The sequence below is a fragment of the Martelella endophytica genome, from assembly GCF_000960975.1.
Taxonomy (GTDB): domain Bacteria; phylum Pseudomonadota; class Alphaproteobacteria; order Rhizobiales; family Rhizobiaceae; genus Martelella; species Martelella endophytica.
This window is the reverse complement of the sequence record NZ_CP010803.1, coordinates 4,220,062-4,234,247: the sequence shown is the minus strand read 5'-3', so window position 1 is coordinate 4,234,247 and position 14,186 is coordinate 4,220,062. Positions and strand designations below refer to the sequence as shown.

At 63.4% G+C, this 14,186-nt stretch carries 12 protein-coding genes; 10 read left to right on the top strand and 2 right to left on the bottom strand.

The features are described from left to right. Positions 1-5 precede the first annotated feature (5 nt). On the bottom strand, positions 6-572 hold the full coding sequence (locus TM49_RS19595; protein WP_052699956.1) for an LptA/OstA family protein: 567 nt from the start codon (positions 570-572) through the stop codon (positions 6-8). A gap of 8 nt (positions 573-580) precedes the next feature. Beyond that, positions 581-1,243 (bottom strand): hypothetical protein, encoded by a 663-nt coding sequence (locus TM49_RS19590; RefSeq protein WP_045683705.1) that lies wholly within the window; start codon positions 1,241-1,243, stop codon positions 581-583. Positions 1,244-1,485: 242 nt separating this feature from the next. Between TM49_RS19590 and sppA the strand changes: the two genes are divergently transcribed. The 10 genes from sppA to murJ all read left to right on the top strand — a co-directional run bounded on the left by sppA (position 1,486) and on the right by murJ (position 14,153). Next, positions 1,486-2,430: a signal peptide peptidase SppA gene (gene sppA, locus TM49_RS19585; protein ID WP_045685539.1), complete on the top strand. Its 945-nt coding sequence runs from the start codon at positions 1,486-1,488 to the stop codon at positions 2,428-2,430. A 28-nt stretch (positions 2,431-2,458) separates the two neighbouring features. Beyond that, the gene (locus TM49_RS19580; RefSeq protein WP_045683703.1) at positions 2,459-2,749 is read left to right on the top strand and encodes an integration host factor subunit beta; all 291 of its coding nucleotides are present in this window, start codon (positions 2,459-2,461) and stop codon (positions 2,747-2,749) included. 18 nt (positions 2,750-2,767) lie between these two features. Further along, entirely contained in the window at positions 2,768-3,115 is a 348-nt protein-coding gene (locus TM49_RS19575) for a LapA family protein (protein WP_045683701.1), read from the top strand. Between the two features lie 63 nt (positions 3,116-3,178). Further along, positions 3,179-4,261, top strand: coding sequence for an RsmD family RNA methyltransferase (locus TM49_RS19570; protein ID WP_045683699.1), 1,083 nt, complete (start codon positions 3,179-3,181; stop codon positions 4,259-4,261). Then, on the top strand, positions 4,258-5,124 hold the full coding sequence (locus TM49_RS19565; RefSeq protein WP_045683697.1) for a TrmH family RNA methyltransferase: 867 nt from the start codon (positions 4,258-4,260) through the stop codon (positions 5,122-5,124). The genes TM49_RS19570 and TM49_RS19565 overlap by 4 nt, the downstream gene beginning before the upstream one ends. After that, positions 5,121-5,615 carry a signal peptidase II gene (lspA, locus tag TM49_RS19560; protein WP_045683695.1) on the top strand — a complete coding sequence of 165 codons (495 nt, stop codon included), beginning with the start codon at positions 5,121-5,123 and terminating at the stop codon, positions 5,613-5,615. The genes TM49_RS19565 and lspA overlap by 4 nt, the downstream gene beginning before the upstream one ends. 293 nt (positions 5,616-5,908) lie before the next feature. After that, a complete protein-coding gene (gene olsB / locus TM49_RS19555; RefSeq protein WP_045685538.1) occupies positions 5,909-6,775 on the top strand; it encodes a l-ornithine N(alpha)-acyltransferase in 867 nt (288 codons plus the stop codon). A 157-nt stretch (positions 6,776-6,932) separates the two neighbouring features. After that, positions 6,933-9,659, top strand: coding sequence for a DNA mismatch repair protein MutS (gene mutS / locus TM49_RS19550; protein ID WP_045685537.1), 2,727 nt, complete (start codon positions 6,933-6,935; stop codon positions 9,657-9,659). A gap of 52 nt (positions 9,660-9,711) precedes the next feature. After that, positions 9,712-12,597 (top strand): [protein-PII] uridylyltransferase, encoded by a 2,886-nt coding sequence (locus TM49_RS19545; protein ID WP_045683693.1) that lies wholly within the window; start codon positions 9,712-9,714, stop codon positions 12,595-12,597. Continuing rightward, a complete protein-coding gene (gene murJ, locus TM49_RS19540) occupies positions 12,594-14,153 on the top strand; it encodes a murein biosynthesis integral membrane protein MurJ (RefSeq protein WP_045683691.1) in 1,560 nt (519 codons plus the stop codon). The genes TM49_RS19545 and murJ overlap by 4 nt, the downstream gene beginning before the upstream one ends. Positions 14,154-14,186 lie beyond the last annotated feature (33 nt).

Below are 14,186 nucleotides of genomic sequence, written 5' to 3'. Positions count from 1 at the left end.
GGATGTCAGTTGCTCTGCGGTGCCGACTGCGGGTTGAGCTTGACCTGTACCCGGCCGCCGCAGGCATCGAGATTGGCCTGGCTCGTGGCCATGTTGACCGTCAGCTTGCAGCCGACGAAGACATTGCCGCCTTCAGACAGCACGACCTGCTTGCCCTGCAGCACAAAGTGCTGGCTGGTCATGTCGAAATAGCCGGTGTCGCCGGTTGCCTTCTGGGTCGCGGTGTCGAGCTGGACGGATTCGCTCAGATCGATGCGCTCGATATCGCCCTGGCCGGCGGCAAGGCCGGTCGAGCCTCCGGCATAGCGCACCACCATCTTGCCCGCCTTCACCTGGTTCTCGCCCTGGATGGCCACGACATTGCCGGTGAAGGTGATGAGCTTGGTGCGGTCGTCGACATCGAACTTGTCGGCATCGATATTGATCGGCTGATCGTTGGAAATCTGGAAGCCGCTCGTGCGGGTCGACTGCGCAAAGCCATCAGCCGGCAGGACCGCGAGCACGGATGCGAGCGAAAGCGCCGCGACGGTTGCGGGTTTCGAAATGCCATTCCAGATCATGTTCAAGTTCATCGAAAACCTCATTGCTGGCCGAGCGCCGAGGGCGCGAGCTCAACATGCACGCCGCCGCCGAATTCAATTTTCTGACCGTTATCGGTGATATTTACGTTTCGGGCAACCACCGACGCCTGCGGCGAGTCGACCGAGACCGGATCATTGCTCACCAGCGTGCCCGCCTTGATGTCGATATTGGCGGACTGGAAATCGGCCGTCATGCCGTTCGAAAGCTTGATGGTGAAGGGCTCACCGATATTGAGCTGCTCGGTGAGGCGGTTGAACAGCGTGCTGGTCGCGTTGACGACCGCCGTCACGCCGTCGTCCACCGGTACGGTGGCAATCACATTCTCCAGCGTGACGTCGCTGTTATCGGGATCGGCGGCCGGCAGAAGCGCGCGATCCGCCTTCAGCGAATAGGCAATCCCGTCCTTGTTGCGCCCTGACATGCCCGGATTGGTCATGACGATCATGCCGTTTTCGATCGAGGCCGCGTCCAGCGAAAGATTGTCGGGCACCATGTCGCGCAGCAGCGTCGCGGCGATCAGGCCGGCGGTGATCAGAAGGGCGGCAACCGGCAGTAGCACCTTCAGCAGGCGCACATGGCGCGAATGCTTGGCCGCCTTGCGAAAGGCCGCGTCCACGCTCCGCCGGGGCGGGATACCGTTTTCTGCCTGCGATATGCTCATCGTGTTCCGTTTTCATCTGTTCCGGCGGCCGCCTCGCTCCGCTGTAACGAGAGCGCGTTACCGCCCAGATGGCGGACCTTGGTGCCGGCTCCAACGAGGTAGTATGTTTTGACCGTCCGAACAAGGATTACTGCATAAAAACACCGTCCGTGATTGACAGATGGGGGCATGGCCGCGCACATTCGCGAAGCTTGAGCAGGGGCTTGGCGCCGGCAGAGGTCGGCGAGGCGGCAGGACAAGACATGAACATTTCGGACATTCTCGAACGCAGGCGGCTGCGCCGGCGGGTTGGCTGGTGGCGGGCCGTGGCGATCATCATCGCCGTGGTGCTGGTCGCGCTCGTCTACCGCGTCTATGCCGGTCCGTCTTCCGCCCTTGGTCGTCCCCATATCGCCGAACTGTCGATCAACGGCCTCGTCGTTGACGATGAGATCATGCTCGAAACCATCCGCGAGATCGGCGATGACCCGAGTGCCCGCGCCCTGATCGTCTCGCTGTCGACCGGTGGCGGCACGACCTATGGTGGCGAAGTGCTCTACAAGGCGATCCGCGCGGTCGCCGAAAAGAAGCCCGTTGTCAGCGAGATCCGTGGTGAAGCGGCCTCCGCCGGCTACATGATCGCGCTCGCCGGCGATCGCATCTTTGCCGGCAATACCTCGATCACCGGTTCGATCGGCGTCCTGTTCATGTATCCGCAGGCCAAGGAACTGCTCGACAAGCTCGGGGTTTCGGTCGACGCCGTGAAGTCGGCGCCGCTCAAGGCCGAGCCGTCGCCCTTCACCGATGCCAGCCCCGAAGCGCAGGACATGGTGCGGGCGCTGGTGATGGACACCTATGACTGGTTCGTTGACCTTGTCGCGGAACGACGCGCGATGCCGCGCGAGGCGGCATTTGCGCTCGCCGACGGCCGCATCCTCACCGGTCGCCAGGCTCTCGAGGCCGGCCTGATCGACGAGATCGGCAACCGCGATGACATCCGGGCGTTTCTCGCCGATCAGGGCGTCGACGGCGATCTTGAAATCCGCTCGTGGGATGGCGTAAACAGGGACGAATTCGGTTTCAATCTGGCGTGGGTGGCTGGCAGGGCGCTTGAAACGCTCGGGCTTGGCGGTTTTCTGAGGCCGGACATGCTGGAACAGCTCGGCCTTGTTGACGGCCTCCTGTCGGTGGGGCAAAGTAAATGGTAATGAAAATCATGGATTTGAGGGGCAAGGCGTGATCAAGTCGGAACTGGTCCAGATTGTGGCGCAGCGCAATCCGCATCTATATCACCGCGATGTCGAGAACATCGTTAACGCAATCCTCGACGAGATTGCCGATGCGCTCGCCGCAGGCAACCGGGTGGAACTGCGCGGCTTCGGCGCGTTTTCCGTCAAGAACCGACCTTCGCGGTCGGGGCGCAACCCGCGCACCGGAGACACTGTCTTCGTCGAGGAGAAGTGGGTGCCGTTCTTCAAGACCGGCAAGGAACTGCGCGAGCGCCTCAACCCCGATCAGAAAGACTGAACCGCAGGGGCGGACGAAATGACAAGAAAGCTGATCAACATCCTGATTCTTCTGCCGATCGGGATTGTGCTTGTGCTTCTTTCGGTGGCCAATCGCGGCGCCGTGACGATGGCGCTCAATCCATTCAGGCCTGACGACACGGTGTTGTCGGTGTCGGCGCCGTTCTTCGTCTATATCTTCATTGCCTTCATTCTGGGGGCCGTTCTCGGCTCGCTTTTCACCTGGGTGGCGCAGCGCAAGCATCGCCGCAACGCCCGCCATTCGACGCGCGAGGCTGCGCTCTGGCGGGAAGAGGCGGACAAGCACAAGTCCCGCGCCGAGCAGATCGCCGGTGCCCGTCCACTCGACCAGCTTCCTTCCGCCTGAGCGGGCTTTCATCGCGGGCGCGGGAATGCTAAAGCGCGTTTTCCGATCAATGCCGAGGCTGTCATGACGCCTTCTAGACAGGACAGGGCGCGCCGGAAGGCGGCGCCAGCGCATCCGCCGAAGAAGCGCGGGAACGATGTCACACGCCCTCAGCGCGAGGATAGTCGCAGCAAATCATCCGAACGGCGCCAGCCGGAGCCGCAATGGGTGGCGCTGAAGGATGGCGACCGGCCTGCCGAGCGTATTCCGCATATTCTCGAATCCGTCTCCGCGGACGGTTTTCATCTGATCGACAGCGGCCATGGGCTGAAGCTCGAGCAATACGGCAATTACCGGATCGTCCGCCCCGAAGCGCAGGCGCTCTGGCCGCCCTTGCTCGAAGAGAAGGTGTGGGCGAAGGCCGATGCGATCTTCACTGGCGATACCGATGAAGACGGCATGGGCCGCTGGCGTTTCCCCGAAGCCGCTCTTGGCGAGACCTGGCCTCTCCGGATCATGGATATCGACTTTCTGGGGCGCTTCACCTCGTTCCGCCATGTCGGCGTCTTTCCCGAGCAGATTGCCCACTGGCAATGGATGCGCGATGTGCTGGAGGCAAGGCGCGGCGGTCAGAAGGCGAAGGTGCTCAACCTCTTCGGCTATACCGGCGTCGCTTCGCTGGTGGCTGCCGCAGCCGGCGCCGAGGTGACCCATGTCGATGCCTCGAAAAAGGCGATCGGCTGGGCGCGCGAGAACCAGGCGCTGTCAGGTCTCAACGACAAGCCGATCCGCTGGATCTGCGACGACGCGATGAAGTTCATCGAGCGCGAGGAGCGGCGCGGCAACCACTACGACATCATCCTAACCGATCCGCCGAAATTCGGCCGCGGTCCCAATGGTGAGGTCTGGCAGTTGTTCGAACACCTGCCGCGGATGCTCGATCTCTGCCGCTCGATCCTGAAGCCTGATGCCATGGGCCTCGTGCTGACCGCCTATTCGATCCGCGCCAGCTTCTATTCGGTTCATGAACTGATGATGGAGACCATGCGCGGCTTCGGCGGCGTGGTCGAATCGGGCGAACTCGTCATCCGCGAGGGCGGCCTTTCCGGGACCGAGCCGGGCAGGGCGCTTTCGACATCACTTTATGCGCGGTGGTTGCCACAATGAGCTTCGACAAGGAACGCGCGCCGCGCGTCGGCACGGTCAAGGAGGTCACCAGCCTCTCCAACCCGATCATCAAGGATATCAGGGCGCTCGGCCAGAAAAAGCACCGCGAGGAAAGCGGCACGTTTCTGGCCGAAGGGCTCAAGCTCGTCATCGACGCGCTGGAACTCGGCTGGTCGATCCGCACGCTGATCTACGCCAAGGCCGCCAAGGGCAAGCCGCCTGTGGAGAAGGCGGCGGCCAAGACCGTCGCCTCCGGCGGGCTGGTGCTGGAGGTCTCGGAAAAGGTTCTGGGGGCGATCACCCGGCGCGACAATCCGCAGATGGTCGTTGGCGTGTTTGCGAGCCGCTACCGGCCGCTTGCCGATATCGCTCCGGCAAAGGACGAGACCTATATCGCGCTCGACCGCGTCCGCGATCCCGGCAATCTCGGCACGATCATCCGCACGGCGGATGCCGCCGGTGCCGCCGGCGTGATCCTGGTCGGCGAGACGACAGATCCGTTTTCGATCGAGACCGTGCGGGCGACGATGGGTTCGGTGTTCGCGATCCCGGTTTCGCGGGCCGATCCGAGGGACTTCCTGGCCTGGGCGAAGAAGAGCGGCGCCGAAATCGTCGCGACCCATCTCGCGGGCTCGGTCGACTACCGCACCATCGACTATGCGAAGCGCCCGACGGTTCTGCTGATGGGCAACGAACAGCAGGGCCTGCCACCGGAACTCGCCGAAGGCGCCGACCGGCTGGCACGCATTCCCCAGCAGGGCAGGGCCGATTCGCTCAATCTCGCGGTCGCTACCGCCGTAATGCTCTACGAGGCGCGCCGCCACCTGCTGGCGCTTGATGACAGGGAGGCCTCCGGCCGATGACTTCGCCGCTTTCGCGTCCGTTTCCGGCCGTCCTTTTCGTGATCGTTGCCGTACTTCTCGATGCCGCCGTCAAGTATGCGGTCGAGATCTACCTGCCGCTGCAGCAGCCCATCGATGTGATTCCCTTCCTCGGGCTCTACAAGACCTACAATCCCGGTATCGCCTTCTCGATGCTGTCCGACACCAACGGCTGGGGGCTGGTCGGCCTCAGGCTTGTGATTGTCGCGGTCGTGCTCTGGCTCTGGCGGCGCACCGCGCCGGGCCAAGTCTTTGCCCATTTCGGCTTTGCGCTCGTGGTGGCAGGCGCCTTCGGCAACATCATCGACCACTTCATTTACGGCGAAGTCGTCGACTATATCCGATTCCACGTCGGCAACTGGACCTTCCCGATTTTCAACCTTGCCGATAGCTATATCACCGTTGGCGCCGTGCTGATCTTCGTGCAGGAGTTCCTGTTCCCGGCCAGACAGGCCGACACCGACAAGCGTTGATCCGCCGATCAAAAACCGCATGATTGCAACGGCAAATCAGATATTTACATGAAATGTTGTCGGGAACATATCATCCTGATTTTCAAAAGAATCTGGACGACCCCTTTTGCTTGTACTAGACTTTTTCTTAGAGCGGTTGTCCGCAGTTGCAAGTGGCGCAATGGTGGATATGTAGCCAAGGAGCTTTGCGCCGCCCGAGACAACCTGAGGAAGCGGGATGCGGCTGTCACGAACCTGTCGCAGTTAAATGCTTTATGACATCCAAGACAAACGATCCGGATCATATCATGACGATGGACGCGCTTGACTACCTTCAGCCTGGGGACCGCATGGGCACGGCGCCCGCAAGCGTCCCCACCGATGGTGTGCTCGGCAGGATCGGCAGCCTGGAAACGCGGATCGCGCTGACCGACAGCGAGATCGATGCGGCGCAGGCTGTGCGCTACCGCGTGTTCGTCGAGGAGATGCAGGCGCAGCTTCCGGCCGAAGCCATGCTGCGCAAGCGCGATTTCGACAAGTGGGACGACATCTGCGACCACCTTCTGGTGCTTGACCGCAATATCGACGGCGATCCGGAGGACCAGATCGTCGCCACCTACCGCCTGCTCCGCCAGGACGTGGCGATGCAGCACGGCGGATTTTATTCCGATTCCGAATACCTGACCGAGGCGCTGGTCGCCCGCCATCCGGATATCCGCTTCATGGAGCTCGGCCGCTCCTGCGTTCTGCCCGACTATCGCTCCAAGCGCACGGTCGAGCTGCTCTGGCAGGGCAACTGGGCCTATGCGCTGAAGCACAATATCGGCGTGATGTTCGGCTGCGCCTCGTTTCACGGAACCGATCCGGCGGCCCACGCCACGGCGCTCTCCTTCCTCTACCACAATGCCCGTGCCACCGGCGACTGGGCGGTTTCGGCCCGGCCGGAGCTTGCCGTGGACATGAACATGCTGCCGGCGGAAGAGGTTTCGGGACGCCGCGCGCTGACGGCGCTGCCGCCACTGGTGAAAGGCTATCTGCGCCTCGGCGCGATGATCGGCGATGGCGCCGTCGTCGACCATGCCTTCAACACCACCGACGTGCTGGTGGTGCTGCCGATAGCATCGATCTCCGATCGCTACATCAATTATTACGGTGCCGACGCAGGCCGTTTCGCGAGCTGAGCCGACCGCTGGTCGGCGTCATGTGTGGCGGCGTTTGCGCGGCATCCGCGCACATCCACGTTTTGCCCAGCTTTCTCGCGTTGCGCTCTTCCGGCGGCCGGCAAATCGTGACAGATGAAAGGAAAACATCCCTTCATTGCGAGCGCAGCAAGTGACCGTGGCAGATCGTATCCCGACCGAAGAACTGATTTCCGAGGATAGCCGCGCATCGGCAACGCCGATGATGGAGCAGTATATCGAGATCAAGGCGGCAAACCCGGATCTCCTGCTGTTCTACCGCATGGGCGATTTCTACGAGCTGTTCTTTGACGACGCCGAACAGGCCTCGCGGGCGTTGTCCATCACCCTCACCAAGCGCGGCCAGCATCTCGGCCGCGACATTCCGATGTGCGGCGTGCCGGTGCATGCCGCCGATGACTACCTGCAGAAGCTGATTGCGCTCGGCTTTCGGGTCGCGGTCTGCGAGCAGACCGAGGACCCGGCGGAGGCGAAGAAGCGCGGTGGCAAGTCGGTGGTGCGTCGCGATGTCACCCGTCTGGTGACAGCGGGTACGCTGACGGAAGAGAAGCTTCTGGCGCCCGGCGAAAGCAATTTCCTGATGGCGTTGTCGCGCATCCGCGGCGAGGGGGAGGCCTCCTATGGTCTCGCCTGGATCGACATCTCGACCGGCATCTTCCGCGTTTCCGCCACCACCGAGGCGCGGCTGGCGGCCGACATCATGCGTGTCGAGCCGCGCGAGCTGATCGTCGCCGACACACTGTTTTCCGAGGAGAAGCTGCGGCCGGTCTTCGACCTGCTCGGCCGTGTCGTCTCGCCACAGCCTGCGGTGCTGTTCGACAGCGCCACGGCAACGGACCGGCTTGCCCGTTTCTTCGGCGTGGCGACGCTCGATGGCTTCGGCCGTTTTTCCCGTCCCGAGCTTTCGGCTGCCGCGGCTGCCGTTGCCTATGTCGAAAAGACCCAGATCAACGAGCGGCCGCCGCTTGGCATTCCCGAGCAGGACGGCTCGGCCTCGCGGATGTTCATCGATCCGGCCACGCGCGCCAATCTCGAACTGGTGCGCACCATGGCGGGCGGTCGTGACGGCTCGCTGCTGAAGGCCATTGACCGCACAGTCACCAGCGGTGGCGCCCGGCTTCTGGGCGAACGGCTGATGTCGCCGCTGACCGAACCCGACGCGATCCATGCGCGGCTCGATTCGGTCGCCTTCTTCCTCGATGACGCATCGCGACAGGATGGCGTGCGTGCCTATCTGAAGGAGCTGCCGGACATGCCGCGGGCGCTGTCGCGGCTTGCGCTCGATCGCGGCGGCCCGCGCGATCTTGGTGCCATCCTGCGCGGTCTCGAAGTGGCCCGCGCCATCGGCGATGCGCTCACCGGCGCCGAACTGCCGGGGGAGCTCGCCGGTGCGCTGGCGGCGCTCCGCGATCTGCCCGGCGATCTCGAAACGCGGCTGGCCGAAACGCTTGCCGACGACTTGCCGCTGCTGAAGCGCGATGGCGGCTTCGTGCGTGAAGGCGCGCATGACGGGCTCGACGAGGCGAGGGGACTGCGCGATACATCGCGGCGGGTGATTGCCGGGCTGCAGGCGCAATATGCGGAAGAGACCGGCGTCAAGGGCCTGAAGATCAAGCACAATAACGTGCTCGGCTATTTCATCGAAGTGACCAGCGGCAATGCCCAGGCGCTGACCGGCAGCGATGCGGCCAAGGCCAAGTTCATCCACCGGCAGACCATGGCGAACGCGATGCGTTTCACCACCGCCGAGCTCGCCGATCTCGAAAGCCGCATCGCCAATGCCGCCGGCGAGGCGCTCGCCATCGAACTCGAGGCGTTCGAGGCGATGCGCGCCCATGTGGTTGGCGAGGCCGAGCGCCTGAAGACCGGGGCGCTGGCACTTTCGGTGCTCGACGTCTCCGCCGCCTTCGCGGTGATTGCAGAGGCCGAGGCCTATTGCCGGCCGATGGTGGACGAAACCACCGCCTTCAAGATCGAGGGCGGGCGTCACCCCGTTGTCGAGCAGGCGCTGCGCAAGCAGTCGGCGGGCCCCTTCGTTGCCAATGATTGCGAACTCTCGCCGAGGAATGGTGGCGCCGAGGGCTGCCTGTGGCTGCTGACCGGCCCGAACATGGGCGGTAAATCGACCTTCCTGAGGCAGAACGCGCTGATCGCCATCCTCGCCCAGATCGGTGCCTACGTGCCGGCGGCAAGCGCCCATATCGGCATTGTCGACAGGCTGTTTTCGCGCGTCGGTGCGTCCGACGATCTCGCCCGCGGCCGCTCCACCTTCATGGTCGAGATGGTCGAGACGGCGGCGATCCTCAACCAGGCCGGTCCCCGCTCGCTGGTGATCCTCGACGAGATCGGCCGTGGCACGGCGACCTTCGACGGCCTGTCGATCGCCTGGGCTGCGGTCGAGCATCTGCATGACGTCAACACCTGCCGCGGCCTGTTCGCGACGCACTTCCACGAGCTGACGGTGCTCTCCGAAAAGCTGCCGCGTCTCGTCAACGCGACGATGCGGGTGAAGGAATGGAAGGGCGATGTCGTCTTTCTGCACGAGGTCGGGCCGGGGGCGGCGGACCGCTCCTACGGCATCCAGGTCGCACGCCTTGCCGGCCTGCCTTCAGCCGTCGTCAAACGGGCGAAATCGGTGCTGGCGCGACTTGAGGACGCCGACCGCAAGAACCCGGCCGCGAACCTCATCGACGACCTGCCGCTGTTCCAGACCGCGATGCGAGCCGACCCGGCCGCGCAGAAGCCGTCCGAGGTGACGGCCCTGCTTGAAACGCTCAAGCCGGATGACATGACGCCGCGCGAGGCGCTGGATGCGCTCTATGCGCTGAAGCGGAAATTGAGCGAGGACATTTCCCTTGGCGACTGATTTGCTCTAGAAAGCCATCAAAGGCGCAATCCGCCGATAAAAAGGCAATGCAATGCAGACCACCGCAGAGGCGCAGCGCGACAAGGCTGCTCAACTGAAAACCGCCGAGACCGACCTGTTCGCGATGACGGATATCCTCGATCCGTCGGCGCTGAAGACGGAGCTTCGGGCGATTGCCAGGCGCAATGGCGGCAATACGGACAAGACCCGTCAGGTCCTGCTCGCGCATCTGAAGGAGGTGAACCGCCTCGGCCGTGAGCACGCCTATACGCTTCTGAAGGAAGACGGTACCGGTTTGGGCTGTGCGCGGCGGATTTCCTGGCTGCAGGATCAGATACTGATCGCCCTGCATAACCTCGTCTCCAAGGATCTTTTTCCCGATGCGGCGAGCGATTTCACCGTCACCGCCGTTGGCGGTTATGGCCGCGGCACGCTGGCGCCGGGTTCCGATATCGACCTTCTGTTCCTGATCAACGGTTCAGACCGCCGAGAGACGCTGCAGGCGATCGAATATATTCTCTACATGCTCTGGGACATGGGCCAGAAGGTCGGTCACGCGACCCGCAATGTCGATGAATGCATCAAGCTCTCCAAGGCCGACATGACGATCCGCACCTCGATCCTCGAGATGCGCTTCATCGCCGGTCGCAAGACGCTCGCCAATACGCTGGAGCGGCGCTTCGACAAGGAGATCGTCGCCAGCACCGGCCCCGATTTCATCGCCGCCAAGCTTGCCGAGCGCGACGAGCGCCACCGCAAGTCTTTCGATACGCGCTATCTCGTCGTGCCCAACGTCAAGGAGGGCAAGGGGGGGCTGCGCGACCTCAACACGCTTTTCTGGATCGCCAAGTATTTCTACCGTGTGCGCGAGCCCTCCGAACTGGTGTCGCTCGGCGTGCTGTCGCGACAGGAGATGAAGCTTTTCAACCGGGCCGAGGATTTTCTCTGGGCCGTGCGTTGCCACATGCATTTCCTGACCGGCAAGGCGGAGGAGCGGCTGTCCTTCGAGATCCAGAACGACATTGCTCGGGCGCTCGGCTATCAGGACAGGCCTGGGCTCTCGGCGGTCGAGCGGTTCATGAAGCACTATTTCCTGGTGGCCAAGGATGTCGGCGATCTTACCCGCATCTTCTGCTCGGATCTCGAGGAGCAGCAGGCAAAGGCGGCGCCGACCATCGGCCGGGTCTGGACGAAGTTTGCACGGCGCCAGCGCAAGATCCCGGGGTCCATCGAGTTCGTCAATGATTCTGGCCGTATCGCCCTTGCCGATCCCGACGTCTTCCGTCGCGATCCGGTGGCGATCATCCGCTTTTTCTACGTCGCGGTGATCAACGACCTCGAATTCCACCCGGACGCTCTCAAGGTCGTCACCCGCTCGCTATCGCTCATCAATGCGGAGCTGCGCGAGAAGGATGAGGCGAACCGGCTGTTCCTGTCCATTCTGACCTCCCGCAACGATCCGGCGCTCTATCTCCGGCGGATGAACGAAGCCGGCGTACTCGGCCGCTTCCTGCCGGAATTCGGCCGCATCGTCTCGATGATGCAGTTCAACATGTATCATCACTTCACCGTTGACGAGCATCTGATCCGCGCCGTTGGCGTGCTGTCGGAAATCGAAAACAGCGAGGGCGCTTCCGAGAAGCATCCGCTGGCGGCAAGCCTGATCGGCCGCATCGAGGATCGCACCGTGCTCTATGTCGCCGTGCTGCTGCATGATGTCGCCAAGGGCCGCAAGGAAGATCATTCGATCGCCGGCGCAAGGGTGGCGCGAAAGCTCTGCCCGCGTCTCGGATTGACGGCGAAGCAGACCGAACTCGTCGCCTGGCTGATCGATAAGCACCTGCTGATGTCGATGACATCGCAGACCCGCGACCTCTCCGACCGCAAGACCGTGATCGACTTCTCGGACCAGGTGCAGTCGCTCGACCGGCTGAACCTGCTCTTGATCCTCACCGTCTGCGACATCCGCGCCGTCGGCCCGGACGTCTGGAACGGCTGGAAGGGGCAGCTTCTCCGCACGCTGTACTACGAGACCGAGATCCTGCTCTCCGGCGGCTTCTCCGCGGTGTCGCGCAAAGCCCGCGCCGAGCGCGCCGTGGAAGCGCTGGCGGAAGCGCTTGCCGGCTGGAGCGATGCCGACCGGCAGAGATATTCGAGCCTGCAGTACCAGAACTACCTGCTCTCCGTGCCGCTCGAGGATCAGGTGCGCCATGCCCGCTTCATCCGCTCTGCCGACAAGGACGGCAAGCTGTTTGCGACCATGGTTCGCACTCACGCGTTCCACGACATCACCGAGATCACGCTCCTGGCGCCCGACCATCCGCGGCTTCTGTCGATCGTCGCCGGTGCCTGCGCGGCGACCGGTGCCAACATTGCCGATGCGCAGATCTTCACCACCACGGACGGCCGCGCGCTCGACACGGTCCTGCTCAACCGCGCTTTCGAAGATGATGCCGACGAGCTGCGCCGGGCAACCACGATCGGCAAGCTGATCGAGGATGTGCTCTCCGGCCGCAAGCGCCTGCCCGATGTGATCGCCACCCGCTCGCGCGAGCGCAAGGCGGCGAAGCCCTTCTCCGTGCAGCCGCATGTCTCCGTATCGAACCTGCTCTCCAACGTCTTCACCGTGATCGAGATCGAGTGCCTCGACCGCACAGGCCTGCTTGCAGACGTGACGCAGACGCTCTCCGAGCTCTCGCTCGACATTCAGTCGGCGCGCATCACCACCTTCGGTGAGAAGGTGATCGACAGTTTTTACGTGACCGACCTCGTTGGCGCCAAAATCACCAATGAGAACCGCCAGGCGGCAATCGTTGAAAGGATGAAAGCGGTGCTCGACGACAATAGCGACGCCTATCGAAAGGGCATGCCGCCGGGCATGCTGCTGCCGGCCGAGGCCGGGCGCGACATCGGGAAGGACGAGGACGACGCTCAATGAGCCTCGCCGGCAAGTTCGCGACCGTCGGGGGCGCGACGCTGGCCAGCCGTATCTTCGGCTTTGCCCGCGAAACCATGATGGCGGCCGCCCTCGGCACGGGGCCGATGGCGGACGTCTTCTACGCTGCCTTCCGGTTCCCTAACCTGTTCCGCCGGCTCTTTGCTGAAGGCGCCTTCAACGCCGCCTTCGTGCCGCTGTTCTCAAAGGAGATCGAGGAGAACGGGCTGGAGGGTGCCAAGCGCTTCTCCGAGCAGGTGTTCGGCGTGCTGTTCTCGGCGCTCTTCGTCATCACCCTGGTGATGGAGCTGGCGATGCCGCTGATCGTGCGCTTCATCATCGCACCGGGCTTTGCCGGCGACCCCGACAAGTTCGACATGACCGTCCGCCTGTCGATGGTGATGTTTCCTTATCTGATCTGCATGTCGCTGATGGCGATGATGAGCGGCATGCTGAATTCGCTGCACCGCTATTTCGCTGCGGCGATCGCGCCGGTCTTCCTCAACGTCGTCCTGATCGCCGTCCTCGGCTACGGCGTCTATCAGGGTGCCAACCCCGAACGGATGGCGCATTATCTCGCCTGGGGCGTTCTCGTTGCCGGTATCCTGCAGCTTGCCGTCGTTGCCATCGATGTGCGCCGCGCCGGCATCCGCTTCGGTTTCCGCATGCCGAAGATGACGCCGAAGATCAGGCGGCTGATCGCGCTTGCCGTGCCGGCTGCCATCACCGGCGGCGTTATCCAGATCAACCAGATCATCGGCCAGGCGGTCGCCTCCGGCAAGGAGGGAGCGATCGCGGCTCTGCAATATGCCGACCGGCTCTACCAGTTGCCGCTCGGCGTTGTCGGTGTCGCGGGTGGCGTGGTGCTGCTGCCTGAGCTGTCCCGGGCGCTGAAGGCCGGCAATGTTGCCGAGGCCTCGCACGTCCAGAACCGCACCATCGAATTCGTGCTGTTCCTGACGGTGCCGGCCGCCTTCGGGCTGATGGCGATCTCGCCGGAAATCACCCGCGTGCTTTATGAGCGTGGCGCCTTCATGCCGGAGACCACGGCGCTGGTCGCCGCGATCATGACGGTCTATGCCTTCGGACTGCCGGCCTTCGCGCTGACCAAGGCCTTGCAGCCCGCCTTCTATGCCCGCGAGAACACCAAGCTGCCGATGCGCTTTACCCTGATTGCCGTCGTCATCAATTCCGTTCTCGCCATCAGCCTGTTCCCGATCCTCGCCGAACGCGGCATCGCGCTCGCCGAAGTCGTGTCGGGCTGGACCAACGTCGTGCTGCTCGCATCGACACTCGTCATCAGCGGCCAGCTCCGCTTCGACAGCCTGCTGCTGCGACGCATCCCGCTCATCCTGATTGCCGGCGGGGCGATGGCCGGTGCGGTGAAGTTTGCAGCGGTGCACTATTCCCGATGGTTCCAGCCGGAAACGCCGTTCCTCGTCCAGCTCGGCGGCATCATTCTGCTGCTCGCCATCGCGCTCGTCGTCTATTTCGGCCTCGTGCTCGCCACCGGCGGCGTCAATCGCGCGCTATTGAAACGGCTGGTGAAGCGCGGGTGAGGCCACGCAATTTTCTTTGACGCCGCCCGCACC

What these genes read in the sequence shown, in the direction of transcription:
- TM49_RS19575 (WP_045683701.1), top strand. Translation starts at nt 2,768, where the DNA reads ATGACAAGAAAGCTGATCAACATCCTGATTCTTCTGCCGATCGGGATT.
- TM49_RS19570 (WP_045683699.1), top strand. Translation starts at nt 3,179, where the DNA reads ATGACGCCTTCTAGACAGGACAGGGCGCGCCGGAAGGCGGCGCCAGCG.
- lspA (WP_045683695.1), top strand. Translation starts at nt 5,121, where the DNA reads ATGACTTCGCCGCTTTCGCGTCCGTTTCCGGCCGTCCTTTTCGTGATC.
- TM49_RS19595 (WP_052699956.1), bottom strand. Translation starts at nt 572, where the DNA reads ATGAACTTGAACATGATCTGGAATGGCATTTCGAAACCCGCAACCGTC.
- TM49_RS19545 (WP_045683693.1), top strand. Translation starts at nt 9,712, where the DNA reads ATGCAGACCACCGCAGAGGCGCAGCGCGACAAGGCTGCTCAACTGAAA.
- sppA (WP_045685539.1), top strand. Translation starts at nt 1,486, where the DNA reads ATGAACATTTCGGACATTCTCGAACGCAGGCGGCTGCGCCGGCGGGTT.
- TM49_RS19565 (WP_045683697.1), top strand. Translation starts at nt 4,258, where the DNA reads ATGAGCTTCGACAAGGAACGCGCGCCGCGCGTCGGCACGGTCAAGGAG.
- murJ (WP_045683691.1), top strand. Translation starts at nt 12,594, where the DNA reads ATGAGCCTCGCCGGCAAGTTCGCGACCGTCGGGGGCGCGACGCTGGCC.
- olsB (WP_045685538.1), top strand. Translation starts at nt 5,909, where the DNA reads ATGGACGCGCTTGACTACCTTCAGCCTGGGGACCGCATGGGCACGGCG.
- TM49_RS19590 (WP_045683705.1), bottom strand. Translation starts at nt 1,243, where the DNA reads ATGAGCATATCGCAGGCAGAAAACGGTATCCCGCCCCGGCGGAGCGTG.